The organism is Trinickia dinghuensis (assembly GCF_003367175.1).
Taxonomy (GTDB): Bacteria; Pseudomonadota; Gammaproteobacteria; order Burkholderiales; family Burkholderiaceae; genus Trinickia; species Trinickia dinghuensis.
In genome coordinates this window covers 158,992-185,924 of record NZ_QRGA01000004.1, presented here as the reverse complement: position 1 = coordinate 185,924, position 26,933 = coordinate 158,992, and the positions used below count along the sequence as shown (strand labels likewise).

The 26,933-nt window shown below is 65.9% G+C and carries 19 protein-coding genes and 1 pseudogene; 13 read left to right on the top strand and 7 right to left on the bottom strand.

The annotated features are described in order from the left end of the window. Positions 1 to 343 precede the first annotated feature (343 nt). Positions 344 to 1,570: pseudogene (locus DWV00_RS07845) on the top strand (pseudouridine synthase); the annotation flags it as partial. Positions 1,571 to 1,741: 171 nt separating this feature from the next. On the opposite strand, the gene def reads toward DWV00_RS07845, so the two are convergent. The 4 genes from def to smc all read right to left on the bottom strand — a co-directional run bounded on the left by def (position 1,742) and on the right by smc (position 9,218). Beyond that, entirely contained in the window at positions 1,742 to 2,275 is a 534-nt protein-coding gene (gene def / locus DWV00_RS07840; RefSeq protein ID WP_115532999.1) for a peptide deformylase, read from the bottom strand. Continuing rightward, on the bottom strand, positions 2,272 to 4,326 hold the full coding sequence (gene ligA, locus DWV00_RS07835; RefSeq protein ID WP_115532998.1) for an NAD-dependent DNA ligase LigA: 2,055 nt from the start codon (positions 4,324 to 4,326) through the stop codon (positions 2,272 to 2,274). The genes def and ligA overlap by 4 nt, the downstream gene beginning before the upstream one ends. A gap of 53 nt (positions 4,327 to 4,379) precedes the next feature. After that, positions 4,380 to 5,627, bottom strand: coding sequence for a cell division protein ZipA C-terminal FtsZ-binding domain-containing protein (locus DWV00_RS07830; protein ID WP_115532997.1), 1,248 nt, complete (start codon positions 5,625 to 5,627; stop codon positions 4,380 to 4,382). A 72-nt stretch (positions 5,628 to 5,699) separates the two neighbouring features. Next, positions 5,700 to 9,218, bottom strand: a complete 3,519-nt coding sequence (gene smc, locus DWV00_RS07825) for a chromosome segregation protein SMC (protein WP_115533070.1) — start codon at positions 9,216 to 9,218, stop codon at positions 5,700 to 5,702. A gap of 376 nt (positions 9,219 to 9,594) precedes the next feature. Between smc and dapC the strand changes: the two genes are divergently transcribed. The 8 genes from dapC (at position 9,595) to DWV00_RS07785 (ending at position 18,099) form a co-directional block, all read left to right on the top strand. Further along, complete coding sequence (gene dapC / locus DWV00_RS07820) at positions 9,595 to 10,800, top strand: succinyldiaminopimelate transaminase (RefSeq protein ID WP_425452730.1); 1,206 nt, start codon at positions 9,595 to 9,597, stop codon at positions 10,798 to 10,800. A 115-nt stretch (positions 10,801 to 10,915) separates the two neighbouring features. Next, complete coding sequence (gene dapD / locus DWV00_RS07815) at positions 10,916 to 11,743, top strand: 2,3,4,5-tetrahydropyridine-2,6-dicarboxylate N-succinyltransferase (protein ID WP_115532996.1); 828 nt, start codon at positions 10,916 to 10,918, stop codon at positions 11,741 to 11,743. Further along, a complete protein-coding gene (locus DWV00_RS07810) occupies positions 11,743 to 12,105 on the top strand; it encodes an ArsC family reductase (RefSeq protein ID WP_115532995.1) in 363 nt (120 codons plus the stop codon). The genes dapD and DWV00_RS07810 overlap by 1 nt, the downstream gene beginning before the upstream one ends. 156 nt (positions 12,106 to 12,261) lie before the next feature. After that, a complete protein-coding gene (gene dapE, locus DWV00_RS07805; protein WP_115532994.1) occupies positions 12,262 to 13,401 on the top strand; it encodes a succinyl-diaminopimelate desuccinylase in 1,140 nt (379 codons plus the stop codon). Between the two features lie 31 nt (positions 13,402 to 13,432). Further along, positions 13,433 to 14,320: a 50S ribosomal protein L3 N(5)-glutamine methyltransferase gene (gene prmB / locus DWV00_RS07800; protein WP_115532993.1), complete on the top strand. Its 888-nt coding sequence runs from the start codon at positions 13,433 to 13,435 to the stop codon at positions 14,318 to 14,320. 36 nt (positions 14,321 to 14,356) lie between these two features. Next, positions 14,357 to 15,151, top strand: a complete 795-nt coding sequence (locus DWV00_RS07795) for a lysoplasmalogenase (protein ID WP_245964772.1) — start codon at positions 14,357 to 14,359, stop codon at positions 15,149 to 15,151. A gap of 155 nt (positions 15,152 to 15,306) precedes the next feature. Next, positions 15,307 to 16,758, top strand: a complete 1,452-nt coding sequence (cls, locus tag DWV00_RS07790) for a cardiolipin synthase (RefSeq protein ID WP_115533067.1) — start codon at positions 15,307 to 15,309, stop codon at positions 16,756 to 16,758. Positions 16,759 to 16,908: 150 nt separating this feature from the next. Continuing rightward, positions 16,909 to 18,099: an MFS transporter gene (locus DWV00_RS07785; protein WP_115532992.1), complete on the top strand. Its 1,191-nt coding sequence runs from the start codon at positions 16,909 to 16,911 to the stop codon at positions 18,097 to 18,099. Between the two features lie 95 nt (positions 18,100 to 18,194). Here the strand turns inward: DWV00_RS07785 and DWV00_RS07780 are convergent, their stop codons facing one another. After that, the gene (locus DWV00_RS07780; RefSeq protein ID WP_115533066.1) at positions 18,195 to 18,674 is read right to left on the bottom strand and encodes a glutathione peroxidase; all 480 of its coding nucleotides are present in this window, start codon (positions 18,672 to 18,674) and stop codon (positions 18,195 to 18,197) included. 142 nt (positions 18,675 to 18,816) lie between these two features. On the opposite strand from DWV00_RS07780, the gene DWV00_RS07775 reads away from it, so the two are divergent. Both DWV00_RS07775 and DWV00_RS07770 read left to right on the top strand, forming a co-directional pair. Beyond that, positions 18,817 to 20,769 carry an ATP-binding cassette domain-containing protein gene (locus DWV00_RS07775; protein WP_115532991.1) on the top strand — a complete coding sequence of 651 codons (1,953 nt, stop codon included), beginning with the start codon at positions 18,817 to 18,819 and terminating at the stop codon, positions 20,767 to 20,769. A gap of 87 nt (positions 20,770 to 20,856) precedes the next feature. Further along, on the top strand, positions 20,857 to 21,942 hold the full coding sequence (locus DWV00_RS07770) for a CaiB/BaiF CoA transferase family protein (protein WP_115532990.1): 1,086 nt from the start codon (positions 20,857 to 20,859) through the stop codon (positions 21,940 to 21,942). An 18-nt stretch (positions 21,943 to 21,960) separates the two neighbouring features. Here the strand turns inward: DWV00_RS07770 and radA are convergent, their stop codons facing one another. Together radA and alr are read right to left on the bottom strand one after the other, a co-directional pair. After that, the gene (gene radA / locus DWV00_RS07765) at positions 21,961 to 23,337 is read right to left on the bottom strand and encodes a DNA repair protein RadA (protein WP_115532989.1); all 1,377 of its coding nucleotides are present in this window, start codon (positions 23,335 to 23,337) and stop codon (positions 21,961 to 21,963) included. A 79-nt stretch (positions 23,338 to 23,416) separates the two neighbouring features. Further along, positions 23,417 to 24,487 carry an alanine racemase gene (gene alr / locus DWV00_RS07760; RefSeq protein ID WP_115532988.1) on the bottom strand — a complete coding sequence of 357 codons (1,071 nt, stop codon included), beginning with the start codon at positions 24,485 to 24,487 and terminating at the stop codon, positions 23,417 to 23,419. A 219-nt stretch (positions 24,488 to 24,706) separates the two neighbouring features. On the opposite strand from alr, the gene lplT reads away from it, so the two are divergent. Beyond that, positions 24,707 to 26,014 (top strand): lysophospholipid transporter LplT, encoded by a 1,308-nt coding sequence (gene lplT, locus DWV00_RS07755; RefSeq protein WP_115532987.1) that lies wholly within the window; start codon positions 24,707 to 24,709, stop codon positions 26,012 to 26,014. 87 nt (positions 26,015 to 26,101) lie between these two features. Continuing rightward, the gene (gene thiD / locus DWV00_RS07750; protein WP_115532986.1) at positions 26,102 to 26,911 is read left to right on the top strand and encodes a bifunctional hydroxymethylpyrimidine kinase/phosphomethylpyrimidine kinase; all 810 of its coding nucleotides are present in this window, start codon (positions 26,102 to 26,104) and stop codon (positions 26,909 to 26,911) included. The last annotated feature ends 22 nt before the right edge of the window (positions 26,912 to 26,933 follow it).

Genomic DNA, 26,933 nt, shown 5'->3' with positions numbered 1-26,933 from the left:
GCCTCGCAGTGCGCCGCGCGCTCGTCCGGCCGACCGCCGTAGCGAAGACGCGCCTCGCGGTGCGCCGCGCGCCCGTCCGACCGATCGCCGCAGCGACGACGCGCCTCGCGGTGCGCCACGCGCCCGTCCGACCGATCGCCGAAGCGACGACGCGCCTCGCGGTGCGCCGCGCGCCCGTCCGACCGATCGCCGAAGCGACGACGCGCCTCGCGGTGCGCCGCGCGCCCGTCCGACCGATCGCCGAAGCGACGACGCGCCTCGCGGTGCGCCACGCGCCCGTCCGACCGATCGCCGAAGCGACGACACGCCTCGCGGCGGTCCGCGAGATGCCCGCCCCCCGCGCGAGCGCACCTCGCGCGACGAAGGCGAACGTAGCGCGCGACCGACGAATCGCTTCCGCGATGCCGATCGGGCCGGTGGAAGCACTGACCGCCGGCCCAGCCGTGGCGGCTCTTTCGAGGATCGCCCGCGCGGCGATCGCCCGGCGCGAAACGCCGAAGGACGTCCGGTCAGGCAAAGCTCCGCATCGGCGAGCGCATCCGCGCCACGGCGCGAAGGCGGAGTCTCCCGCTCGGGGCCGAGCGCGAAAACCGGCTATCGCGAGGACCGGAAGCCGTCCGACTCACGCGCGCGTCCCGCCCGTCCGGGTCCGGCATCGGACAAGCGCGCCGACACGGCCGCCGGCAGAGGCGCCGCACCGTTGCGCGTGGCAAAACCGGTGAAAGCCGCGTCCTCCACGGGGCGCGCGGACGATGGCGCTCCAGCGAGCACGAGCGCCCGCCCGAGTTCCCGTTCTGATTCTGGTTCCGATGAAGGCCTCGTCCGTCTCTCCAAGCGCATGTCGGAACTCGGCCTGTGCTCGCGCCGCGAAGCCGATGAATGGATCGAAAACGGCTGGGTACGCGTAGACGGCGAGCGCATCGATACGCTCGGCAGCCGCGTGCGCCCCGACCAGCAGATCGAGGTCACGCGTGACGCCCAGGCGGCGCAGTCGCGCCAGGTCACCATCTTGCTGCACAAGCCCGTGGGCTACGTCTCGGGCCAGGCCGAAGACGGCTACGAGCCCGCGGTCACGTTGATCACGGCGGCCAACCGCTGGGAAGGCGACCGCGCGACGACGCGCTTCCTGCCGGGCCATCTACGCACGCTCGCGCCGGCGGGCCGGCTCGACATCGATTCGACCGGCCTGCTGGTCCTGACACAGGATGGCCGCATCGCCAAGCAGTTGATCGGCGAACATTCGAGCGTCGAGAAGGAGTATCTCGTGCGCGTCACGTACGGCGAGCGCGCGACCGAGGTGGCCGAGCACTTTCCCGCCGAGCAGCTCGCACTGCTGCGATTCGGCCTGTCGCTCGACGGCGCCGCGCTCAAAGCCGCGAAAGTCAGCTGGCAAAACGGCGAGCAATTGCGATTCGTGCTGCGCGAAGGCAAGAAGCGGCAGATCCGCCGCATGTGCGAACTCGTCGGCCTGCAGGTAGTGGGGTTGAAGCGCGTCCGCATGGGCAGCGTCGCGCTCGGCGCGCTGCCGCAGGGAAAATGGCGGTATTTGCTGCCGGACGAGTCGTTCTGATCGAACGATCCGGGGCCGCATGACCGTATATCGGCCGGCCCCTTGCCGCTAGATGGTCTTTCTCCGGGCTGCTCCGCGTTCGTTCGCGCAGCAGCCCGCTTGATTGGCGCACTCGATGCTCGAAATCGTCCCGGCCCTAGCGGAAAGGGGCAAGGCCTGCCGAGCAACCGGTCAATCGTCGCTGTTCGGATCGAGATCGGGGAACAATACCTCGGTAAAGCCGAATTTCGTGAAATCGGTGATCCGCATCGGGTACAGCTTGCCGATCAGATGATCGCACTCGTGCTGCACGACACGCGCATGGAACCCTTCGGCCACGCGGTCGATCGGCTGGCCGTATTGATCGAAACCGTGATAGCGGATCATCGAAAAGCGGTTGACGACCCCTCGCATGCCGGGCACCGACAAACACCCTTCCCAGCCCTCTTCCATATCCTGCGAAACCGGAGTGACCGTCGGGTTGATGAGCACCGTCTCGGGCACGGGCGGCGCCTCCGGGTAGCGATCGTTGTGGCCGAACCCGAAGATGACGACTTGCAGATCGACACCGATCTGCGGTGCGGCAAGCCCCGCGCCGTTCGCGTGGTGCATCGTCTCGAACATATCGGCGATGAGCGCGTGGAGTTCGGGCGTGTCGAAATGTTCGACGTTCTGGGCGATGCGCAGCAAGCGCGGATCGCCCATCTTGAGAATGTCACGGATCATGGATTGTCGCCCTCCAGGAGCTTGCGCATACCGTCTTCGTCGAGAATAGTAATCCCGAGTTCCTCCGCTTTCGCGAGCTTACTGCCGGCCTCTGAGCCCGCTACCACGTAATCGGTCTTCTTCGACACCGAGCCGGCCACCTTCGCGCCAGCCGCTTCCAGCATTTCCTTCGCCTGCTCGCGCGACAGCACGGGCAGCGTACCGGTCAGCACGAACGTCTTGCCGGCCAGCACGCCCTGCGGCGCGCGCGGCGCGGGCGGCCCTTCGGGCCAGGAAACCTTGCCCGGGGCGCGTAGCTGATCGATCACCGTACGATTGTGCTCTTCGGCAAAGAACTGATGAATCGACTCGGCCACAATCGGACCGACTCCCTCGACTTCCATCAACGCTTCGATCGACGCGTCCAGCACGGGATCGAGCGAACCGAAATGACGAGCGAGATCCTTCGCCGTCGATTCGCCGACATCGGGAATGCCGAGCGCGAAAATAAAGCGCGCGAGCGTCGTATGTTTGGCCTTATCGAGCGAGTCGATCAGGTTTTGCGCCGATTTGTCCGCGAAGCGTTCGAGCGCCACGAGCGTCGAAAAGCCCAGATTGAACAAATCCGCCGGCGTCCGGACCAGATTGCTCTCGACGAGTTGATCGATGATCTTTTCGCCGAGGCCGTCGATGTCGAGCGCGCGGCGCTGCGCGAAATGCTCGAGCGCGCGCTTGCGCTGCGCGGGGCAAACGAGCCCGCCCGTACAGTGCGCCACGGCCTCGCCGGGCAGCCGCTCGATGGCCGAGCCGCACGCCGGACATGCCGTGGGCATCACGAACGGCTGAGCGCCTTCCAGGCGTCGCTCCAGAACCGGGCCCACGACTTCCGGGATGACGTCGCCGGCGCGGCGCACGATGACCGTATCGCCCGAGCGCAAATCCTTGCGATGAACTTCGTCTTCGTTGTGCAGCGTCGCGTTCGTGACCGTGACGCCGCCCACGAACACGGGCGAGAGCCGCGCCACCGGGGTGATCGCACCCGTGCGGCCGACGTTCACACCGATCTCGAGCAGTTCCGTCAGCGCTTCTTCCGGCGGGAATTTATGCGCGAGCGCAAAGCGCGGCGCGCGCGAGACGAAGCCGAGCACGTCCTGGTCGGCTTTACGGTTGACCTTGTACACCACGCCGTCGATGTCGTAAGGCAGCGACTTGCGCTTCTCTCCGATTCGCCGATAGAAGCCGAGCAACCCCTCCGCGCCCGCAACGGTAGCGCGCTCGCTGCAGACAGGCATACCGAGTTCGCTGTACCAGTCGAGCAGCGCGTCGTGCGTGTCGGGCATGACCATCCCTTCGAGCACGCCGATGCCGTAGGCGAAAAACGAGAGCGGCCGCTGGGCCGTGATGCTCGAATCGAGCTGGCGCAAGCTACCCGCCGCCGCGTTGCGCGGGTTCGCGAACTCGCGTTGGTCGGCATCGCGCTGATGCGCGTTGAGGCGATCGAAGTCTCGCCTGAACATGAGGACTTCGCCGCGCACCTCGAGCACACGGGGAATGCGGCTACCCTTCAAGCGCAACGGAATCGAGCGCACGGTCCGCACGTTCTGCGTGACATCCTCGCCCGTCGAGCCGTCGCCGCGCGTGGCGGCCTGCACGAAACGGCCGTCTTCATATCGCAACGCGATAGCGAGCCCGTCGAACTTCAGCTCGCATGAATACTCGATGGGGGTGCGGCCGAGCCGGTCGCTCACGCGCTTGTCGAACGCCGTGATGTCTTCGTCGGTAAAACCGTTGTTCAGCGACAGCATCGGCAACGCGTGGACGACGGACGCGAAGCCGCTCGCGACCTCGCCGCCCACTCGCTGCGTGGGCGACTCGGGCGTGATCAGGTCCGGATGCGCGGACTCGATCGCCTGCAACGCCGAGAACAAGCGGTCGTACTCGGCGTCCGGAATCTCGGGCTGATCGAGGACGTAATACTGATAGTTCGCCCGTTCGAGTTCGGTGCGCAGCCAGGCGGCGCGTTCGGCCGGTCGGTCGGCGGGCGGAGCCGGTTCGTCGTGCTTGCGAGCCATGTCGTCGATGTTGTTCCGATCTTGTTCTAAATGCGTTCGGCCTCGAACGCGCTTTATTGGCTGAATAGGCGCCGCGTCGCCGGCGAGCCCGCTGGAATACCGGCCTCCTCGAGCCGAGCGTAAAGCGTCATCAGCTGCTTTTCGATCGCGAGCAGCGCTGCCTCGGGCAGGGGCCGCCGCTGATCGTCGACGACGCGCCCGCCGATCCGCTCCGCGAGCGATTTCGCGTAATCGCACATGAGCCGGAACGGCAGGATGTCTTCGTCGGCGACGGGCACGTCGAGGATCAGCGAGATCATCTGGCCGCCCTTGTACGTGAGATCGTCGCGCAGGAAGTTAGTGTCGCCGAACTGCAGCATGAAGACGGGGCTCTGCTTGGCGTCGAGCTTGACGAAACGCGTGCCGTCCCGCGAAAGCAGCAAACCGTCTTGCGACGCGACGGCCTGCACGTAATTGGCTGACCACGGCGCGCCATCGGACAGCACGTTGATCTGCAGCTGTGCGTCGCACTGTGCCGCGAACGCATCGAGCTCGCGCGCCATCGACACCGTTTCGAGCATGTCGGGAAACTCGGGCGAGCCGTCGATCGCATCGGCGAACTGCTGCACGCCCGAGACGAACTCCGAGAACTCGAGTTCGTTGAGCGCGCCGCTGCGGTTGGCGAGCTGCACCGCCGCGCGCAGCTCTTCATAACGCTGTGCGTTCTGCAGCAGTTCCCACGCCTGCCCGCCTTCCGGCTTGCCTTCAATGTACACGGGCTTGCTGCCCGCGCGGCGCAGACGCTGCGCGAGCGGCGACGCCTTCTCCCCGGCGATCGGGCCGGATAAGCGAATCGGCACGACGCAGTCGATGCGCCGGTCGACGATATGCGGCGGGGCAGCCGAGATCGTGGTCGCGGCGGGCGTCACGACGCTTTCCTGCGCCTCGCTCGCCGCCGCCGCCGGGGCGGCCACGCCCGCTTGCGGCTCGGGTGTGAAGCCGTTCGGCGTCGTGGTCTCGGCCTGGATGTCCGCCGGGATGTCCAGCGGCGCGGAGCCGCCGAAGCTCGGCTCGATCCGCGCGCCCTCGCCTTCGTGCGCGGCATCCGGCGCCGCGCTCTCGCGCCGCGACCCTCCGCGCGCCGGCTCGATGAACGGCCGCTCTTCCTCGTGATCGTGGCGCGCGGCCCCTTGCTCGGTGTCGGCCGGCATCGGCCGCGGCATCCGGCGGCGCACCTTGGCGCCCTGCCACGCGTTGTATACGACCACTCCTCCCACCACCACGGCGCCTGCGCCGATCAATCCGAGTGTCAACTCGTCCATGCACGCTCCATGAAGCATTCCTGTGTCGCGGCCCGCGCCGGGCGCCTCGCGCGCGGCGTCGCCGGCCGCTCGTTAGACGGTATTCTGGGCGAAACCGGCAGCCGTTTCCATGTCCACGGCCACGATGCGCGAGACGCCTTGCTCTTGCATCGTCACGCCGATCAGCTGCTGCGCCATTTCCATCGCGATCTTGTTGTGCGAGATGAACAGGAACTGCGTTTTGTTCGACATCGCGCGCACGAGGTTCGCGAAGCGTTCGGTATTGGCGTCGTCCAGCGGCGCATCGACTTCGTCGAGCAAGCAGAACGGCGCGGGATTGAGCTGGAACATCGCGAACACGAGCGCGGTGGCCGTCAGCGCCTTCTCGCCGCCCGAGAGCAAGTGAATCGTCGAGTTCTTCTTGCCCGGCGGCTGCGCCATCACCTGAACGCCCGCATCGAGAATCTCGTCGCCCGTCATGATCAGCTTGGCCTGGCCACCGCCGAACAGGCGCGGGAACAGCTCGCCGAAATGCCGGTTGACTTCGTCGAACGTGCCTTGCAGCAGCGTACGCGTTTCCTGGTCGATCTTGCGGATCGCGTCCTCCAGCGTGTCGATCGCGCGCGTCAAATCCTCCGACTGCGCATCGAGGAACGTCTTGCGCTCCTTGGCGGCCGCGAGTTCGTCGAGCGCGGCCATGTTCACAGGCCCGAGCGCGGTGATCGCGTTGTTGATGCGCGTGACTTCGCCCTGCAGATACGACGGCTTCATGTCGGGCGTCAGCTTCGCCTGCAGCTGTTCCTCGTTGACGCCCGCGGCTTGAAGCTGTTCGATGAACTGCTCGCCGGCGATGCGCGCCGCCTGTTCCTTGAGCTGCAGTTCGGTGATCCGATCGCGCAGCGGCTGCAGCGAGCGTTCGGCGGTCAGACGCGTCTCATCCGCTTGACGCAGCTTCGCCGTCAAATCGTCGAGCTCGTGACGCGCCGCCGACAGCGACGCCTCCTTCCGAGACCGTACTTCGAGCGCTTCTTGCAAGCCCGTGTGCGTCGTCTGCTCGTTGATCGTTTCGAGTTCGGCGCGCGCATCCTCGAGCGACCCTGCAATGCGCTCGCTCTGTTCGTGCGCGACTTGGATGCTGCGCTTCAGTTCGTCGATGCGGGTCGCCATGTTGCGGGCGGCAAAGCGGGCATCGGTGGCCGCGCGCTCGAGATCACGCGCTTGCGTGCGGGCCGCCGACAAATGCTCGTCGAGCGATTCGAATGCGAGCTGGTTGTCTTCGAAGCGCGCCTGCAACTGCGCGAGCTCGCCGTCGTGGCGCTCGAAGTTCGCCTCCGATTCCGCGCGCTGCGCGCGCTGCTCTTCGATTTGCGCGGTGATCTCTTCGAGTTCCTCGCGAATCTGCGTGCTGCGCTGCGTATAACGCTCATGGGCTTGCGTCAGCTTGAGCACGTCGAGCTGCAGCGCATGGACGCGCTGCGTCGCGCGCTCGACTTGCGCACGCGCATCGGTCACGGCTTGAGACGCTTGCGTATGCGCGGCTTCGGCACGGATCGCGGCCGTCTTCGCCTCGTCGGCGAGCAGCGTCTGCGCGCGCAATTGGCGCGTGAGATTCTCGATTTCCTGCTGACGGGCCAGCATGCCGGCCTGCTCGGAATCGGCGGCATACAGCTGCACGCCGACGCGGGTGACGACATGGCCGGCCTTGACGACAAGCATCGCCCCTTCGGGCAGTTGCGAGCGCTTGGCCAGCGCTTGCGTCAAATCGTCGGCGATATAGGCCTGACCCAGCCATTCGTTCAGCACGGCGCGCAGGCCGGCGTCGTCGATGCGCATGAGCGAGAGCAGCGGCGTGAAGCCGGCCGGCGTCTCGCGCGGCACACCGGCAGACGGCGGCGCGTAGAAGGCCAGCTTGGCCGGCGGCGCATCGGTCGCGAACGCGCGCACCCAGTCGAGATTCGAAATCTCGAGCGCGGCGAGCCGCTCGCGCAGGATCGATTCGAGCGCGGTTTCCCAGCCGGCCTCGACGTGCAGCTTCTTCCACAAGCGCGGCAAGGCCGCGAGTTCGTGCTTGTCGAGCCAGGGCTGGATCTTGCCCTCGGTCTGCACGTTTTCCTGCAGTTGCTTGAGAGCGACGAGCCGTGCCTCGAACTGATGGATCTGCGCGCTTTCGCTTTGCACGCGTGCCTGCGCCTCTCGGCGCTCGTCCTCGGCGCGCGGCAGCGTCTCTTGCGCATCCGTTAGACGCGCCTGCGCCTCGCTCAGGATTTCTTCCTGCTCGGCAAGCTGCATCCGCTGCTCTTCGAGCTGCGTTTCATCGGGAACGTCGAGACCGCCCGCCTCGGATTTGAGCCGCTCGTGGCGCTGCTGCAACTGCTGCAATTGCTGATCGGCGTTGCGCTGATGCGCGGCCTCGAGCTTGAGCGACTGCTCCGTCTGCGCGATGCCGCCGCGCTCTTCGTTCAACTGAGCCTGCGCGTCGCGCCAGCGCGCTTCGAGCGCCGGCAGTTCATCGTGCTTGGCCGCGGCTTCGTCTTCCGCCAGCGCCGCCTTTTCCTCGGCGACGGCCAACTGCTCCTCGGCTTGCTCGAGATCGTCGCGCGCCTTCTCGGCCTGGGCCTGCCACTGCTCCCGCTGGGCCGTGAGCGCCGCGATCTGCGCTTGCACGCGGTTGCGCGATTCGATGACGAACTTGATCTCGGCCTCGAGCCGGCTCACCTCGGCGTTCGCCTCGTACAGCGAGCCTTGCGCGCCTTGCATCGCGTCGCTGGCCGCGTAGTGCGCGACACGCAGCGTTTCGAGATCGGCCTCGACTTCGCGCAGCTTGGCCGTCTGCGCCTCGAGATCGATCTGCGCTTCGGCTATCGCCCGCTGCTGGCGGCCTTGCTCCGCGGCCGCTTCGTTCTTGCGCAACAGCCACAGCAACCGCTGCTTCTCTTCGCCGTCGGTCTGCAGTTCCTTGAACTTGGTCGCGACGATAGCCTGCGCCTCGAGCTTTTCGAGGTTGGTGCCGAGTTCGCGCACGATATCTTCGACGCGCGTGAGGTTCTCGCGCGTGTCGTGCAGCCGATTCTCGGTTTCGCGCCGGCGCTCCTTGTACTTCGACACGCCCGCGGCCTCTTCGAGGAACACGCGCAGCTCTTCCGGCTTCGCTTCGATGATGCGCGCGATCATGCCCTGGCCGATGATCGCGTACGCACGCGGGCCCAAGCCCGTGCCGAGGAAGATGTCCTGGATGTCGCGCCGCCGCGCGGGCAGGTTGTTGATGTAGTAGCTCGACGTGCCGTCGCGCGTCAGGACGCGCTTCACGGCGATTTCGCCGTATTGGCCCCACTGGCCGGCCGCGCGCCCTTCGGAGTTGTCGAACACGAGTTCGACGCTTGCGCGGCTGCCCGGCTTGCGGGCGGTCGAGCCGTTGAAGATGACGTCCTGCATCGATTCGCCGCGCAGCTCGGAGGCGCGCGATTCGCCGAGCACCCAGCGCACGGCATCGATGATGTTGGACTTGCCGCATCCGTTCGGACCGACCACGCCGACGAGCTGGCCCGGTACCTGGAAATGCGTGGGATCGACGAAGGACTTGAAGCCAGCGAGTTTGATCGAGGTCAGACGCACGGCGATATCGCTGTTTTGGAGGGTCGAACAAAAACGCGGCCGGCCCTTGCCCGCGCACGACACCGCGACCGGCACATCCGAGCCGCGGCGCATGCGCGGCGGGCCGTCGCCGCGATGCTATTTGGTGTCGCGAGCGGCACGCGCCCTCGATATCGAGCGCATGCCCCGCGAGCAAGTGCCCATCATACCATCGCGGGCTCGCCGCGCCGCCGCGGGCGCGGCTGGGACAGGCATGAAGCACGCATCGAGCGCCCGGCCGGAGCGCGCCCGCCAAGCTATAATCGCTGCTTTCGCTTTTCCATTTTCCCGCATGAGGGCCGCGCGCAAGAAGCGAAGCGCGCGCACCGCCCTCTCCAACGTGCCCGCCGAGCCCGACGTGAATCCGCTACTCGACCGCCTCCAGCCCTATCCGTTCGAAAAGCTGCGCGTGCTGCTGAAAGACGCAACGCCGCCCGCCGATTTGCCGCACATCAGCTTCGGCATCGGCGAGCCGAAACATGCAACGCCGGCGCTGATCCGGGAAGCCGTCGTCGCCGCGCTCGACACGCTGTCGAGCTATCCGGCCACGATCGGCACCCCCGCGCTGCGCGAAACCATCGCGGCGTGGGCGATGCGCCGCTACGGCCTGCCCTCGCTCGACGCGGCCGCGGAAGTACTGCCCGTCTCTGGCTCGCGCGAGGCGCTGTTCGCGCTCGCGCAGACGGTCGTCGACGGTACGCGGCCCGGCGCGGTCGTGCTGTGCCCGAACCCGTTCTATCAGATCTACGAAGGCGCAGCCCTGCTCGCCGGCGCTGCGCCCTACTTCGTCAATAGCGATCCGGCCCGCAACTTCGCCTGCGATTACGCCGCGGTGCCCGGCGACGTCTGGGCGCGCACGCAGCTGCTCTATGTCTGCTCGCCCGGCAACCCGACGGGCGCGGTGCTCACGCTGGACGACTGGCGCGAGCTGTTCGCGCTGTCCGACAAGCACGGGTTCGTGATCGCGTCCGACGAATGCTATTCGGAGATCTACTTCGACGAGGCGAACCCGTCCCTCGGGGGCCTGGAAGCCGCGCACCGGCTCGGCCGCGGCTTCGAGCGGCTCGTCATGCTTTCCAGCTTGTCCAAGCGCTCGAACGTGCCGGGCATGCGCTCGGGCTTCGTCGCGGGCGACGCGGCGATCCTCAAACGCTTCCTGCTCTATCGCACCTATCACGGCGCGGCGCTCTCGCCCGTCTATCAAGCGGCCAGCGTCGCCGCCTGGAGCGACGAGGCGCACGTGCGCGACAACCGCGCCAAGTACGTCTCCAAGTTTTCGACGGTCACGCCGATGCTGGCCGACGTCCTCGACGTCCGGCTGCCCGACGCGGCGTTCTACCTGTGGGCGAACGTCGCGCGCACGGGCCTGACCGACGCCGAGTTCGCCCGGCGCCTGTACGCCGACTATAATGTGACGGTTCTGCCTGGCTCATATCTGGCGCGCACCGCGCACGGCGTGAACCCAGGCCGTGATTTTGTCCGCCTGGCACTCGTCGCCGATGTCAAAGAATGCGTCGACGGCGCCAAACGCATCGTCGATTTCTGCCGCGGCCTGGCGCGCTGATCCGCGCGCCCGAGCGCGGCGGCGGCAAGCGCCGAGCCGCGCTCCGAGTTGTGCCCCCGCGTCGCCCTTCAGCCGCACCCGTCATCCTCAGACTTCATTTAGCGAAACTACCGACATGTCGCAACACATTCAGCAGATCATCGACACCGCCTGGGAAAACCGCGCCGAACTCTCGCCGAAGGCCGCGCCCGCCGAAGTGCGCGAAGCCGTCGCGCACGCGATCGAGCAGCTCGACAAAGGCTTCTTGCGCGTCGCCGAAAAGAAGGACGGCGAGTGGATCGTCAATCAGTGGCTGAAAAAGGCCGTCCTGCTCTCGTTCCGCCTCGAAGACAACGCGCCGATGCCCGCCGGCGGCTACTCGCAGTTCTACGACAAGGTGCCGTCGAAATTCGCGAACTATACGGCTGAGGATTTCGCGGCCGGCGGCTTCCGCGTCGTGCCGCCCGCCATCGCGCGCCGCGGCTCGTTCATCGCCAAGAACGTCGTGCTGATGCCGTCGTACACGAACATCGGCGCCTATGTCGACGAAGGCACGATGGTCGACACGTGGGCCACGGTTGGCTCGTGCGCGCAGATCGGCAAGAACGTGCACCTCTCGGGCGGCGTCGGCATCGGCGGCGTGCTCGAGCCGCTGCAGGCGAACCCGGTCATCATCGAAGACAACTGCTTCATCGGCGCGCGCTCGGAAGTCGTCGAAGGCGTGATCGTCGGCGAAAATTCCGTCATCTCGATGGGCGTCTACCTCGGCCAAAGCACGAAGATCTACGATCGCGAAACGGGCGAAGTCACGTACGGCTACGTGCCGCCGGGCTCGGTCGTCGTGGCCGGCAACCTGCCCTCGAAGGACGGCTCGCACAGCCTGTATTGCGCCGTCATCGTCAAGAAGGTCGATGCGAAGACGCGTGCCAAGGTCGGCCTGAACGAACTGCTGCGAGGCGATTGATGAGCGCGGCGCGCACCGTCGTCTACGGCATACCGAACTGCGACACCGTCAAGAAGGCCCGCACGTGGCTCGAGTCGAACGGCGTCGCGTTCGAGTTCCACGACTTCAAGAAGGCGGGGCTCACGGCCGCGCTCGTGAAGGGGTGGCTCGCCGACGTGCCGCTCGAAGTGCTGCTGAACCGCCGCGGCACGACCTGGCGCGGCTTGCCCGACGACGCGAAAGCGGCCGCCGAAACGCAGCAAGGCGCGATCGCGCTGATGGTCGAGAAGCCGTCGGTCGTGAAGCGGCCCGTCGTCGTCGTGGACGGGCGCGTGAAATCGGTCGGATTTTCGGCCGACGAATATACGGCGCTATTCGCTTAGCGCCGGGCGGCGCGGCCGTGCGAGATTTTTCCTTTCAGCGTTAGCCGTTCGATAGACTAGGAATCGCACGCCGCGCCGCGAGACAATACGAGCATCGTCTGCCGGCCTTCGACCGCCGGCATTTTTTTATCAAGAACGAAACGCCTCTCCGAACCCATGTCCGGCACACTTGCCCTCACCGAACAACTGATCGCCCGCGCCTCGGTCACCCCCGACGATCAGCACTGCCAAAAGCTGCTGGTCGAACGCCTGGAAGCCGCCGGCTTCACTTGCGAGACGATCGAATCGCACGGCGTCACGAACCTGTGGGCCGTCAAGCGCGGCACCGATGGCGCGCGCGGCAAGCTGCTCGCGTTCGCGGGCCACACCGACGTCGTGCCGACCGGCCCGCTCGAGCAATGGGCCTCGCCCCCGTTCGAACCGACGCATCGCGACGGCAAGCTCTACGGCCGCGGGGCCGCCGACATGAAAACGTCGATCGCCGGCTTCATCGTGGCCAGCGAGGAATTCGTGGCCGCGCATCCGGATCATCGCGGCTCGATCGCCTTCCTGATCACGAGCGACGAGGAAGGTCCGGCCACCGACGGCACCGTGAAGGTGGTCGAGGCGCTGCGCTCGCGCGGCGAAACGATCGATTACTGCATCGTCGGCGAACCCACGTCTACCCACACGCTCGGCGACTGCGTCAAGAACGGCCGGCGCGGCTCGATGTCGGGCAAGCTGAGCGTCAAAGGCGTGCAAGGCCACATCGCGTATCCGCATCTCGCGCGCAACCCGATTCACCTACTGGCGCCGGCGCTGACCGAACTCGTGGCCGAACATTGGGACGAGGGCAACGAATATTTCCCTCCCACCACCTGGCAGGTATCGAACCTGCATAGCGGCACGGGCGCGAGCAACGTGATTCCGGGGCGGGCCGAGCTCATGTTCAACTTCCGCTTTTCGACGGCAAGCACGGTGGACGGCCTGCAGCAGCGCGTGCAGGCGATTCTCGACAAGCACGAACTCGACTACGATCTAGACTGGACCGTGAGCGGCCTGCCGTTTCTCACGCCGCGCGGCGAACTCTCGGGCGCGCTGGAGCGGGCGATCAAGGACGAAACGGGTGTCACGACGGAGTTGTCGACCACCGGCGGCACGTCCGATGGGCGCTTCATCGCGCGCATCTGCAAGCAGGTGGTCGAATTCGGTCCGCCGAACGGCAGCATCCACAAGATCGACGAACATATCGAACTCGCGTTCGTCGATCCGTTGAAGAATATCTACCGGCGCGTGCTCGAAGCGCTGATCGCATGACGCGCGCCGCACAGCACGAGGAGACGCCGCGATGACCACACCTTTTCGCACCATTCGGGACCTGCTGCGCTTCGCGGTATCGCGCTTCAGCCAGGCGCAGCTCGCGTTTGGCCACGGCAGCGCGAACGCCTACGACGAAGCCGCCTATCTGATTCTGCATACGCTGCACTTGCCGCTCGATACGCTCGATCCGTTCCTCGACGCACGCTTGCTCGACGAGGAAATCGACGCCGTGTTGAAAGTCGTCGAGCGCCGCGCGACGCAGCACGTTCCGGCGGCCTACATCACGCAGGAAGCGTGGATGCACGGGCTGCGCTTTTATGTCGACGAGCGCGTCATCGTGCCGCGCTCGTTCATCGGCGAACTGCTCGAGGACGGGCTGCAGCCTTACGTGGTCGATCCCGACGAAGTCGGCGCGGTGCTCGAGCTTTGCACGGGCTCGGGCTGCCTCGCGATTCTCGCCGCCCATGCATTTCCGAACGCGGACGTCGACGCCGTCGACATCTCGGCCGATGCGCTCGAAGTCGCGCACGTCAACGTCGCCGATTACTCGCTCGACGAACGCATCGCCCTTTTCGAGGGCGATCTGTTCTCGCCGCTGCCCGAGCGCCGCTACGACGTCATCATCGCCAACCCGCCGTACGTGAACCGCGCCTCGATGGACGCGCTGCCGGCCGAGTACCGGCACGAGCCGGAACTGGCGCTGGCCGGCGGCGAAGACGGCATGGACATCGTGCGCCGCATCGTCAAGGAGGCGCGCAACTGGCTGACCGACGACGGCTTGCTCGTCGTCGAGATCGGCAACGAGCGGCACAACGTGGAAGCGGCGTTCGGCGGGCTCGATCTGGTCTGGCTCTCGACGAGTGCCGGCGACGACACCGTGTTCCTGATCCAGGCCTGCGATTTGCCGGCCGTTTGAGGGCTCTGATCGCTCAAGACCGCTCACAACCGCCCGATGCCCGCTCCCGAACCGATGCCTGCCGGCCAGAACGACCCGAACGATCCGGACGGCAACGAAAGCGGCGGCAGCGACCGCTCCGACGATCACACGGCCGCGATCGAGAGCGCCGCGTCGCAAACCGGGCGGCTCTTGCTGATCGCCGCCGGCGCTGGGCTTGCCTACGGTATCTCGCTGCGCGACGCGCCGTATCCCGATCAAGCGGCGGCGAAGGTTCTGATGTGCGGGCTCCTGTTTCTGGCCTGTGCGCGTCATGAGCCGATCGGCGAGCGGGTACGGCTGATGGCGGCCTTGGCAGCTTCGGCCGTGGGCGATGCGCTGCTCGCGCTGCCGCAGCTCACGTTCTCATTCGTCGGCGGGCTCGGTGCTTTTCTCGTCGCGCACCTCGCCTATTGCGCCGTACTCGCGCCGCGTGCCCTGGGCACCGGGCTTTGGCGCGGCGCCGAAGCCTGGCGGCGAGCAGCCATAGGCTTGCTGTGGGCAGCCGCCGTCGCGATGTACGTCGTCTTCCTTCCGCATTTGGACGCGCTGGCGATTCCCGTCGCCGTCTACATGCTCGCGCTCTGCGCGATGGCGAGCTTCGCGCTGCTCGCCCGGCCTAGCGGCCCGGCGCAGCGAAGAGCCGGCCTGGCCTTGCCGCTGGGCGGCCTCGCCTTCGTTGCCTCCGATGCCATGATCGGCGTCGACCGCTTCCTCAGCCCGTTTCCGGGCAGCGACTACGCGATCTGGTTTTCCTATGCCATCGCGCAAGTGTCGATCGCGACCGGCATCCTGCTGTCCAACGACGATTAACCACAGATTGCTCTGTCCGGGGTGCAAACCCCGCCTGCAATCGCGGATTACCCTGCCCCTGAATCGGGGGCTTCGGTAAGATGCACGTGGACCGCGCGACGAGCAACGCAACGCGCTACGCATCGGACATTGGCAGGACGCCTGATCAACCGCACATGCATTTCGACTGGCTTTCTCTCGGTAGCCTGATTTTTGCCGCCCACGTGATCGGCGTGATCGCGGCCGGCCACGCCATTCTCAACACGCGCACGTCGCAAGGCGCCATCGCGTGGGCCGTGTCGCTCGTGGCCGTGCCCTACGTCACCGTCATTCCCTATCTGTTCCTTGGGCGCAGCAAGTTCTCGGGCTATGTCGACAAGCGCCGCATCGAGAGCGAGCTGCTGCGTACTCGCGCCCATCCGAACGCTTGGGATACGCATGCTTCTTCGATGGGGCGACCGGCCGAAGCGCTCGGCCATGCCGTCGTACGGGCGCTGACCGGTCTGTCCGGCATGCCCTTCTTGCCCGGCAACCACGTGCGCACGCTCGTGAACGGCGATGCGACGTTCGCGGCGATCCTCGATGCGATCGAGCAGGCGCGACATTACGTGCTGGTTCAATTCTTCATCGTCCGAGACGATGCGCTCGGCGACAAGCTCAAGACGCTGCTGCTGAAGAAGGCAGCGCAGGGCGTGCGCATCTGCTTTCTCTACGACAGCATCGGCAGCTTCGATTTGCCGCAGCGATACGTGTCGGCGCTGCTCGAGGGCGGCGTCGAGATCCATCCGTTCGCGACCAACCGACGCTTCGTCAATCGCTTCCAGCTCAATTTTCGCAATCACCGGAAGATCGTCGTCGTCGACGGCGAACGCGCCTTCGTCGGCGGGCATAACGTCGGCGTCGAATATCTCGGGGCCAATCCGCGTCTATCCCCGTGGCGCGATACCCACATCGAAATGCGCGGCCCCATCGTCGCGAGCGTGCAGTTCGTCTTCATCGAGGATTGGCACTGGGCGACGCAGCGTCTGCCGCGGCTCGAGCCCTCGCAGGCGGAGCAGCCCGAAAGCGTCGAAGATGTCGACATGCATTGCCTCGTCGTCGCACCCGGGCCGGCCGACAAGGAAGAAACCGGCTCGCTGTTTTTCGTCGAGGCCATCAATGCGGCGCAGACGCGAATTTGGATCACGACGCCCTATCTCATCCCCGACGAAGCCGTCTTCTCGGCATTGCGGCTGGCCGTCATGCGCGGTGTCGACGTGCGCATCCTGATTCCGAGCCGGCGCGATCACTATGTCGTGTTCGAAGCGTCGAAGCTGTTTGCCTACGACCTCATTCGCGCGGGCGTGCGGATCTTCCGGTACCGGCCCGGGTTCCTGCATCAGAAGGTCGTGTTGATCGACGAAGTGGCTGCGGCGATCGGCAGCGCCAACCTCGACAATCGTTCGTTCCGGCTCAACTTCGAGATCATGGTGCTGACGATCGACCACGCGTTCGCCTTGGAGGTGGAAGCGATGCTGGAGCGCGATTTCGGCGAAGCGTGGGAAGTGACTCGCCACGAATACCGCAATGCGTCGGCGCTGCGGCGCATCGTCATGCACGTGGCGCGGCTGTTTTCGCCGATTTTGTAGGCGAACAAGCTAGCAGACGTTGCCGCTCTCCCGTCGGGACTGCACGCCCCCTTCAATCTGGCGTGCACTTGCCGCTACCGCGGCAATCCATCAGCATCGACGGTCTTCCCATCCCGGACCTACGCTCTTTCAATCTCGCATTCTTACTGCATGTCATCTTCAGAAACAATTGCCAGTGCGGACAACGATCGGACGCTGTTGTCCGTTCTCTCGATGTCGGTATTTTTCGTCGGCGCGAGCGAGTTCATGCTCTCCGCGATGCTGAATCCGCTCAGCGTCGCGTTCGGCACCGACTCCGTCAGCATCTCCTGGCTGATCTCGAGCTACGCGTTCGCCTATGCCATCGCGGCCCCGCTCCTCGGCTATCTGTCGGACCGGATCAATCGCAGCCGCCTGCTGCTGATTGCGCTGCTATCGTTTGCGATCGACGGTGTCGGCATCGCTTTCTCGCCGACGCTCGAAATCGCAATCGGGCTGCGAATCTTCGGCGGACTCGCTTCCGCAGTCATCATTCCGACCGCGTTCGCCCTCATTTCCGAGGTCATTCCGCGCGCGCGCCACGCGTCCGCGATGGGGGCTGTCATGCTGGGCATGACGTTCGGCATTGCGCTCGGTCCCGCGCTGGCGGGCCTGCTAACCAACTGGGTCGGCTGGCGAGCACCGTTCCTACTGACGTCGACCGGCTGCATCGTCGCATTTCTAATCGGTACCGTAACGATGCCGAAACGGCACACCACCATCGCGACGCGCAAAACCCACGGCTTCAGGTGGCTCCGCAACCCGAACGTCACGCGTCCGCTGCTCGCAAAAGGCTTATGGAACGGAACGGGCGTATCCGCTTTCCTGTTGTCGGGAGAAGTGTTGCACCAGCGCTACCAGTTCGACGTTGCCCAAGTCGGGATGAGCGTGACCGCGTTCGGCATTGGGCTTGGTATCGGCAATCTGTCGGCCGGGAAGCTGCGGCGCCTGACCGGCAGCGAGGAACGATCGCTGATCGTCGTGACGAGCCTTTTAATCGCTTCAGTCGCGGCATTCAATCTTCTGCCGCTCCCGGTGTTCGGCGCGCTCGCCTGCCTGGCGGCGTGGGGCGCGGCGCTCGGGGCCGGAGCCCCTTCAGCGACGACCGTGCTAGCCGAACGTTCCAGTCACGACAAGGGCATGGTTCTGGCAACTGCGGAGACGCTCAATAACGTCGTCATCCTGTCGGTCGTCCCGCTCGCCTCTATGACGCTCGTGAACGGGACAACAGCCACGGCAACGGCGATCTTCTCCTTGGGCTTGGGTACCGGCGCCGCGCTGACCCTGTATGACGCACTAGTTGCAACAGATCGGGCGCCTTAGTATCTCTATTCGCTCCAAGTCCGAGACGTCTGGCGCGCCTTGTCGGTAGCTCGATAAGCAGCGCAAACTGAACATGGCGACAACGGGCCTTGGCCCTACAATAATGCTTCGATGCGCGCCGCGATTTCCTCGGGCTTCGTCTTCGGCGCAAACCGCTTCAACACGTTGCCCTGACCGTCGACCAGGAACTTCGTGAAGTTCCACTTGATGCTGCGCGTGCCGAGCAGGCCGCGCGCTTCCCCCGTCAGGTAGCGATACAACGGGTGCGCGTCGGGCCCCTTCACGTCGACCTTCTCGAACATCGGAAACGTGACGCCGAACTTCGTCTCGCAGAAGCTGCCGATCTGCGCGGCATCGCCGGGTTCCTGTTTGCCGAACTGGTTGCACGGAAAGCCGAGCACCTCGAACCCACGTGCGGCGAACCGCTCGTGCAGCTGCTGCAGCCCGGCGTACTGCGGGGTGAACCCGCATTCGCTGGCCGTATTGACGATGAGCAGAACCTTGCCGCGGTAGCGGTCCAGATTCACCGCCTCGCCGCCAAGCGTGCGGGCCGAAAACGTATAGAGCGTACTCACCGAGTCGCCTCCGAATGAAAAACGCAAGTCTATGCGAAAGCACCCCGCACGGATAAGGGCTGCCCGCACTAATTCCGGCCTCGAGAGCGTGCCTCGGCCGGCAACCGTCTAAAATAGCGGTTTTCGAGCAGCCGGCCCCGTCGTGATCCGTTTCAGTCAATTCAGCCTAGCCCGCGGCGTCAAGCCGCTTTTCGAAGCCACCTCGTTCACCCTGAACCCCGGTGAAAAGGCCGGGCTCGTCGGTGCCAACGGCGCGGGCAAGTCCACCCTATTTTCGGTCCTGCGCGGCGAACTGCATCCCGACGCCGGCGACTTCTCGCTGCCGCCCACCTGGCGCATCGCCCACGTCGCCCAGGAAACGCCGGCCGCGGAAAAAACGGCGCTCGAGTACACGCTCGACGGCGACGAGGCCCTGCGAGAGATCGAGGCACGTATCGCGCAAGCGGAAGCCGCCCACGACGGCGAAGCGCTCGCGCATGAACACGCCGCGTTCGCCGACGCCGACGGCTATACCGCCCCGGCCCGCGCGGAGGCGCTGCTGCTCGGCCTCGGCTTCACGCTCGCGCAAACGCGCGAACAGGTGGCGAGCTTTTCGGGCGGCTGGCGCATGCGCTTGAATCTGGCGCAGGCACTCATGTGCCGCTCCGATCTCCTGCTGCTCGACGAACCCACGAACCACCTGGACTTGGACGCCATCGTCTGGCTGGAAGACTGGCTCGGCCGCTACCCCGGCACGCTCGTGATCATTTCCCACGATCGCGAATTCCTCGATTCGGTCTGCAACGTCACGCTCCACCTCGAAAACCGTCAGATCAAGCGCTACGGCGGCAACTACTCGCAATTCGAAATCCTGCGCGCGCAACAGCTTGCCCTGCAGCAAAGCGCATACGAGAAGCAGCAAAAAACCGTCGCGCATCTGCAAAGCTTCATCGACCGTTTCAAGGCGAAGGCGACCAAGGCCCGCCAGGCGCAGAGCCGGATGAAGGCGCTCGAAAAGATGGAGCTGATCGCACCCGCGCACGTGACCTCGCCGTTCACGTTCGAGTTCCGCACGCCCGACGCCGCGCCGAACCCGATGCTCGTCATGGAAGGCATGCGCTGCGGCTATCGAGGCGACGACGGCATCGAGATCCCGATTCTCGACGGTGTCACGCTGTCCGTGCAGAACGGTCAGCGCATCGGCCTGCTCGGCGCCAACGGCCAGGGCAAGTCCACGCTCGTCAAAACGCTGGCGGCCACGCTCGATCCGCTCGGCGGCACGATGCACGCGGGTCGGGGCCTCGCGATCGGCTACTTCGCCCAGCATCAACTCGAAACCTTGCGGCCCGACGATTCGCCGCTCGCGCATTTGGCCCGCATTGCCCCCGAAACGCGCGAACAGGAACTGCGCGACTTCCTCGGCAGCTTCAATTTTTCGGGCGACATGGCCAGTGCGCCGATCGGCCCGTTCTCCGGCGGCGAGAAAGCGCGCCTCGCGCTGGCGCTGATCATCTGGCAAAAGCCGAATCTGCTCCTGCTCGACGAACCGACGAACCACCTCGATCTCGAAACGCGGCACGCACTAACGATGGCGCTCGCGCAGTTCGAGGGCACGCTGATCCTCGTCTCGCACGATCGCCACCTGCTGCGCGCGAGCACCGATCAGTTCATGCTCGTCGCCAAGCATCGGCTGCAGCCGTTCGACGGCGATCTCGACGACTACCGCGACTGGCTGCTGCAGCACGCGGCCGAGACGCGCGCGGCGGCAAAAGCCGCGAGCCAAGCGGGTGCGTCCGGCGAAAGCGCCCGCACGAGCGAAGCCTCGGCCGGCAACCGCAAGGATCAGCGCCGCCAGGAAGCGGAAGCACGCCAGAAGGTCGCTCATCTGAAGAAGCCGCTGCAAAACCGAATCTCTAAGCTCGAAAAGGAAATGGAAGCGCTGAACGCCGAAAAAGCGACGCTCGATGCGTTCGTCGCCGACCCCGCGAGCTACGAGGCGGCCATGAAGGCCAAACTGACCGACGCAATCAAGCGTCAAGGCGAAGTCCACGCGCGTCTCGAAACGCTCGAAGCCGAATGGCTCAATGCGCAAGAGGAACTCGAACAAATCGGCTAGGGCGCGCCACGGAGTGCAAGCGGCGCTCGGCTCGCCGCCCCCATCGCGCAGAGGCGTCTCTGATCACGGATCGATAGGAGGTGTAGGTTGACGACCGATGCTCCGCTGCATGGCCTGCGTGTGCTCGACCTCACGCGCTTGCTGCCCGGGCCGCTCGCGACGCTGCGGCTCGCGGAACTCGGCGCCGACGTGCTGAAGATCGAGGAACCCGGTGCTGGCGACGGAGCGCGCGCGATGATGCAGGCGCCGGCGGACCGCGCGAGCGGCATCCCGAGCAGCTTTTATCGTCTCGTCAATCGCGGCAAGCGCGAGACGCGGCTCGATCTGAAATCCGAAACGGGACGGACGGTGCTGCGCGCACTCGTGCGTGAATCGCACGTCCTCGTCGAAAGCTTCCGCCCCGGCGTGATGGAGCGGCTCGGGCTCGACTACCGGAGCCTCGCCAAGGTCAACCCGAAACTCGTCTATTGCGCGATCACGGGCTACGGAGCAACGGGCGCGTTCTCGCAGCGGCCGGGCCACGACCTCAACTATCTCGCCTACGCGGGCGTCCTCGATCAAATCGCGACGGCCGATGGCACGCCCGTCGTCCCGAATATCCAGATCGCCGATCTGCTCGGCGGCGCCCTGCCCGCCGTCACGCGCATCCTCGCGGCGCTTTGGCAGGTCTCGCGCGGCGGAGACGGCGCATTCGTCGATGTCTCGATGACGCATTCGATCCACGTCAGCAACATCGTCGCGCAGGCCACGCTCGAAAATGCCGATCGAGGGGCGCCGGAGAGCCTGGACGAATTGCACGCGGCCCACGGGCTGCTCAACGGCGGCGTACCCTGCTACAACGTCTACCGGACGGCCGACGGACGTTGGCTCGCCGTCGGCGCACTCGAATTGAAGTTTTGGGAACGGTTATGCCGCGCGCTGGGCCGGCCCGATTGGGCAGCCCGCCACTGGAGCCTGGGCCAAGTCATCGGCGGCCCCGACGCCGTCGCGCTGACGCGCGAACTGGCCGATCACATCGCCACGCATCGGCTCAGTACATGGGTCGAATTGCTCGAGCCGCGCGATTGCTGCGTCTCGCCCGTGCTGACGGTCGAGGAAGCGCGCGAGCACGTGCTGTTTCGGCCGCCGTCCGCTAAGCCGCATGCCGGCCAGGAGCCCGGCGGCGATATCTGACGTGACGGGCGCGCAACCCTACTCGAGTTCCTTGATCCGATCGATCGCCTGCTCGATCCGATCGACGGCCAGCACTTGGAGCCCGTCGATCGGCTGCTTCGGCGCGTTCGCCTTCGGAATCAACGCCGACGTGAAGCCGAGCTTCGCCGCCTCTTTCAAACGCTCCTGCCCGCGCGGCGATGGCCTGATCTCGCCCGCGAGGCCCACTTCTCCGAACACGATCAGCCCCTTGGGCAGCGGCTTGTTGCGCATCGACGAGTGAATGGCCAGCAGCACGGCGAGATCGGCCGCCGGCTCGGCGATCTTCACGCCGCCGACCGCATTCAGAAACACGTCCTGATCGAAGCAGGCGATTCCCGCATGCCGATGCAGGACGGCCAGCAGCATCGCGAGCCGGTTCTGTTCCAGCCCGACCGCCAGCCGGCGTGGGTTCGGCACTTGGGCCGTATCGACGAGCGCCTGGATTTCGACGAGCAGCGGACGCGAGCCTTCCTGCGTGACGAGCACGCACGAACCGGGGACGATTTGCTCGTGCTGCGACAAAAAGAGCGCCGACGGATTGGCCACGCCGCGCAGCCCGCGCTCGGTCATCGCGAAGACGCCGAGTTCGTTGACGGCGCCGAACCGGTTCTTGAACGCGCGCACGAGCCGGAACGACGAGTGCGTGTCGCCTTCGAAGTACAGAACGGTATCGACGATGTGCTCGAGCACGCGCGGGCCGGCTAGGCTGCCCTCTTTCGTCACGTGCCCGACCATGACGATGGTGGTGCCCGATTGCTTCGCGACGCGCGTGAGTTGGGCCGCGCATTCGCGCACCTGGGCAACCGAGCCCGGCGCGGACGTCAGCGCGTCCGAATAGATCGTCTGGATCGAGTCGACGACGGCAACGTCGGGCCGCTCGGCTTCGATCGCCGCCTGGATCTTTTCGAGCTGGATTTCGGCGAGCAGCTGCAAATCGGCCGCCCGCGAACCGGGTTCGAGCAGCGCCAGGCGCTGCGCGCGCAGACCGATCTGCGCCGCCGACTCCTCGCCGCTGATATAGAGCGCGCGGCGCTCCTCCGACAACGAAGCGAGCGACTGCAGCAGGAGCGTCGATTTGCCGATGCCCGGATCCCCGCCGATCAGCACGACCCCACCGGCGACGAAACCGCCGCCGAGCACGCGGTCGAACTCGCCAATGCCGGTCGAAAAGCGCGGCACGTCGGCCGCTTCGATGTCGGCGAGCCGCTGCACCGGCGCACTCTTCGCCAGCGATTGGAAGCGATGCGCGCCGGGACTCGGCGCGACCGTCTCGACGAGGGTATTCCAGGCGTTGCAAGAAGGGCACTGCCCTTGCCACTTCGGCGATTGGCCGCCGCATTCCGTACAGGTGTAAGCCGTCTTCTGTTTTGCCACGCGCGGTCCTTAGCCGTCTTTTTATCGATCGCAGAAATGAGATGAGATGACAAACGGGAAGCGAGAACCCGGTGTCCCTTTATTCGGCGAGCACGGGCACGCGCTGGGCGACCGCGCACATCAGCTCGTAGCCGATCGTGCCGCAGGCGCGCGCGACGTCGTCGATCGGCAGCTGCGCGCCCCAGAGTTCGACGCGCGAGCCGACGCTCGCCGTCGGGCAAGGCGTCAGATCGACCGTCAGCATGTCCATCGACACACGCCCCACCAAGCGCGTCCGGACGCCGTCGACGATGATCGGCGTGCCTTCGGGGGCACAGCGCATATAGCCGTCGGCATAGCCGCAGGCCACGACGCCGATGCGCATCTGCGCGGGCGCCGTGAAGGCGGATCCGTAGCCGACGGTCTGTCCCTTTGCTAGTGTTTGTACGCCGATCAGCTCGGAGGCCAGCGTCATGGCCGGCTGCAACCCCACCCCGTCGATTTCGGACGTGACGCCGGACGGCGAAGCGCCGTACAGAATGATGCCCGGGCGAACCCAGTCGAAATGGGCGCGCGGATGCCAGAGCGTGGCGGCAGAATTCGACAGGCTGCGCGCGCCGGCGATGCCTTCCGCCCCGCGTTCGAACGCTTCGATCTGATGTTCGATCCCACGCTCCCCGTCGGCATCCGAAAAATGGGTCATGAGCACGATCTGCCCAATGCCGGGGCAGGCGCGAGCCCGCTCCCAGGCCGCCCGGAACTTCTCGGGCGCGTAGCCGAGCCGATTCATCCCGCTGTTCATCTTCAACTGAATATTGACCGGCTTGGACAGACGCGCCATTTCCAGCATGCGCAGCTGCTCGTCGCTATGCACGGTCGTGGTCAAGCTATAGCGGTCGATGACGTCGATGTCGGTCGGGCGGAAAAAACCTTCCAGCAGGAGGATGGGCCCGGCCCAGCCCAGTTCGCGCAGCTTCACGGCCTCCTCGAGGTCGAGCAAGCCGAAGCCGTCCGTCGCCCGCAGGCCCGGGAACACGCGCGCGAGCCCATGGCCGTAGGCGTTGGCCTTGACGACGGCCCACACTTTGGAATGCGGTGCGCTGCGGCGGACAACGGCGAGATTGTTGGCCAGGGCGGCGGTGTGGATGGTAGCGAGAAGCGGGCGCGGCATGGCGTTTTTCGTAAGGGGCACAAGGCCGATCGGGATGGGATGGCGCATTGTCGGACGCGTGGCGGGTAGCCGCGCGCCGCCCGGGCGGCGCGCCGGCCGTCCGAAGCCACCTATTTTCGTGATATAAAGCCGTGCGCACAACCCATTTCGAACGGCCTAAGTCCTAACGCGTCATTCGCGCCCGGGGAGGACGCGCCGCAAAGGACCGCACCGCATCAGATGAAAAAAGGTTTTTACTCCATCATGGCCGCGCAGTTTTTCTCGTCGCTGGCCGATAGCGCCCTTCTGATTGCCGCCATTGCACTGCTCAAAGACCTCCATGCACCGAACTGGATGACACCGCTGCTCAAGCTGTTCTTCGTCCTGTCGTACGTCGTGCTCGCCCCGTTCGTCGGCGCGTTCGCCGATTCGCGGCCCAAGGGGCGGGTCATGTTCGCGACGAATACGATCAAGATCGTCGGCTGCTGCTTCATGATGGTCGGGGCACACCCGCTCGCCGCCTACGGCGTGGTCGGTTTCGGCGCCGCCGCCTATTCTCCCGCCAAGTACGGCATCCTGACGGAACTGCTGCCGCCCGAGCGGCTCGTCGCGGCCAACGGCTGGATCGAGGGCACCACGGTCGCGTCGATCATTCTCGGCACGGTGCTCGGCGGCGCGCTGATCAGCCCGCATATCGCCGTGCACATCCTCAAGCATCACGTGCCGTTCGTCGGCACCCCGGCCGAAGCGGCGATGCTCGTGATCATGGGCATCTACGTCACGGCCGCCATCTTCAATCTGAGCATTCCGGATACGGGCGCGCGCTACCCGAAACAGGAGCGCGGACCGATCAAGCTCATCACCGATTTCGCCGATTGCTTCCTGACGCTGTGGCATGACAAGCTCGGTCAAATTTCGCTGGCCGTCACGACGCTGTTCTGGGGCGCCGGCGCCACGCTGCAGTTCATCGTCCTCAAATGGGCCGAGGTGTCGCTCGGCATGTCGCTGTCGGAGGGCGCGATCCTGCAGGCGATCGTGGCCGTCGGCGTGGCCGGCGGCGCGGTGCTCGCGGCGGCGCGCGTGCCGCTGAAGAAATCGCTGTCGGTGCTGCCGGTCGGCATCGTGATGGGCCTCGCGGTGACGGCCATGGCGTTCTATAGCCGTCACGTCGTGCCGCCGAACTGGGGCTTTTACTTCGGCCACGTGCACGTGGCCGGCTATCTCATCATCGCCTACCTGTTCCTGATGTTCGTCGGCTCGCTCTCGGGGTTTTTCGTCGTGCCGATGAACGCGCTCCTGCAGCATCGCGGCCACGTTCTGCTGTCGGCCGGCCATTCGATCGCCGTGCAGAATTTCAACGAGAACCTGTCGGTGCTCGTCATGCTGTGTCTGTACGCCGTGCTCGTCTGGCTCGACGTGCCGGTATCGGTCGTCATCGTCTTGTTCGGCACGTTCGTCTGCCTCATGATGTGGGTCGTCATGCGCCGCCACCAGGCCAATCAGCGCGCGTTCGATTCGGTTGCGCTGATCGGCGAAGTGAAACATTGACGGCGCGCCGACACGCTTATCAGGCTTGTTGGACTTGTTAGGCTCGTTAGGCTCGTTAGGCTTTTCTCGTTCGTCACACCACCCGCCATGACCCGCGCCATCCCCAACGTGCTCACGATCGCCGGCTCCGACTCCGGCGGCGGCGCCGGCATCCAGGCCGACTTGAAGACGTTCTCCGCGCTCGGCGTTTATGGCGCGAGCGTCATCACGGCCTTGACGGCGCAGAACACACACGGCGTGCGCGCGATCCACGCGCCCGACAGCGCATTCGTCACGGCTCAGCTCGACGCCGTGTTCGAGGATATCCGCATCGACGCGGTCAAGATCGGCATGCTGGCGAATGCGGACATCGTGCGCGCGGTTGCCGCGGCCTTGCGCCGTTATCGGCCCGCGCACATCGTGCTCGATACCGTGATGCTGTCCAAGAACGGCCACGCGCTGCTGGCGCCCGACGCCGTTGCCGCCCTGCGCGAGGAGTTGCTCCCGCTTGCGGGACTGGTCACGCCCAACCTGCCGGAGGCGGCCGCACTCGTCGGCGCGAACGGCCAAGCGGCCGACGAAGCCGCCATGCGGCAACACGGGGAAGCGCTGCGCTCGCTGGGCGCGCGCGCCGTGCTGATGAAAGGCGGCCACCTGGGCGGCTCGGAAAGCCCCGATTGGCTCATCGACGAAACGGGCTCGCACCGGCTCGGCGCGGCGCGCGTCGACGTCAAACAAACGCACGGCACGGGCTGCACGCTCTCCGCCGCGATCGCGGCACTGATTACGCAGCGGCCGAGCTGGCTCGACGCCGTGACCGATGCCAAGGCCTATCTCGTCGGCGCATTGCGCGAAAGCACGCGCCTGCAGGTGGGCACCGGCATCGGCCCGCTCCATCACTTCCATCGGTGGTGGTAGCGAACGGCAAAGCTCGGCGGCA

What these genes read in the sequence shown, in the direction of transcription:
- DWV00_RS07830 (WP_115532997.1), bottom strand. Translation starts at nt 5,627, where the DNA reads ATGGACGAGTTGACACTCGGATTGATCGGCGCAGGCGCCGTGGTGGTG.
- alr (WP_115532988.1), bottom strand. Translation starts at nt 24,487, where the DNA reads ATGCCGCGCCCGCTTCTCGCTACCATCCACACCGCCGCCCTGGCCAAC.
- def (WP_115532999.1), bottom strand. Translation starts at nt 2,275, where the DNA reads ATGATCCGTGACATTCTCAAGATGGGCGATCCGCGCTTGCTGCGCATC.
- prmB (WP_115532993.1), top strand. Translation starts at nt 13,433, where the DNA reads ATGACCACACCTTTTCGCACCATTCGGGACCTGCTGCGCTTCGCGGTA.
- cls (WP_115533067.1), top strand. Translation starts at nt 15,307, where the DNA reads ATGCATTTCGACTGGCTTTCTCTCGGTAGCCTGATTTTTGCCGCCCAC.
- lplT (WP_115532987.1), top strand. Translation starts at nt 24,707, where the DNA reads ATGAAAAAAGGTTTTTACTCCATCATGGCCGCGCAGTTTTTCTCGTCG.
- thiD (WP_115532986.1), top strand. Translation starts at nt 26,102, where the DNA reads ATGACCCGCGCCATCCCCAACGTGCTCACGATCGCCGGCTCCGACTCC.
- dapE (WP_115532994.1), top strand. Translation starts at nt 12,262, where the DNA reads ATGTCCGGCACACTTGCCCTCACCGAACAACTGATCGCCCGCGCCTCG.
- DWV00_RS07785 (WP_115532992.1), top strand. Translation starts at nt 16,909, where the DNA reads ATGTCATCTTCAGAAACAATTGCCAGTGCGGACAACGATCGGACGCTG.
- DWV00_RS07795 (WP_245964772.1), top strand. Translation starts at nt 14,357, where the DNA reads ATGCCCGCTCCCGAACCGATGCCTGCCGGCCAGAACGACCCGAACGAT.
- dapD (WP_115532996.1), top strand. Translation starts at nt 10,916, where the DNA reads ATGTCGCAACACATTCAGCAGATCATCGACACCGCCTGGGAAAACCGC.
- DWV00_RS07810 (WP_115532995.1), top strand. Translation starts at nt 11,743, where the DNA reads ATGAGCGCGGCGCGCACCGTCGTCTACGGCATACCGAACTGCGACACC.
- ligA (WP_115532998.1), bottom strand. Translation starts at nt 4,326, where the DNA reads ATGGCTCGCAAGCACGACGAACCGGCTCCGCCCGCCGACCGACCGGCC.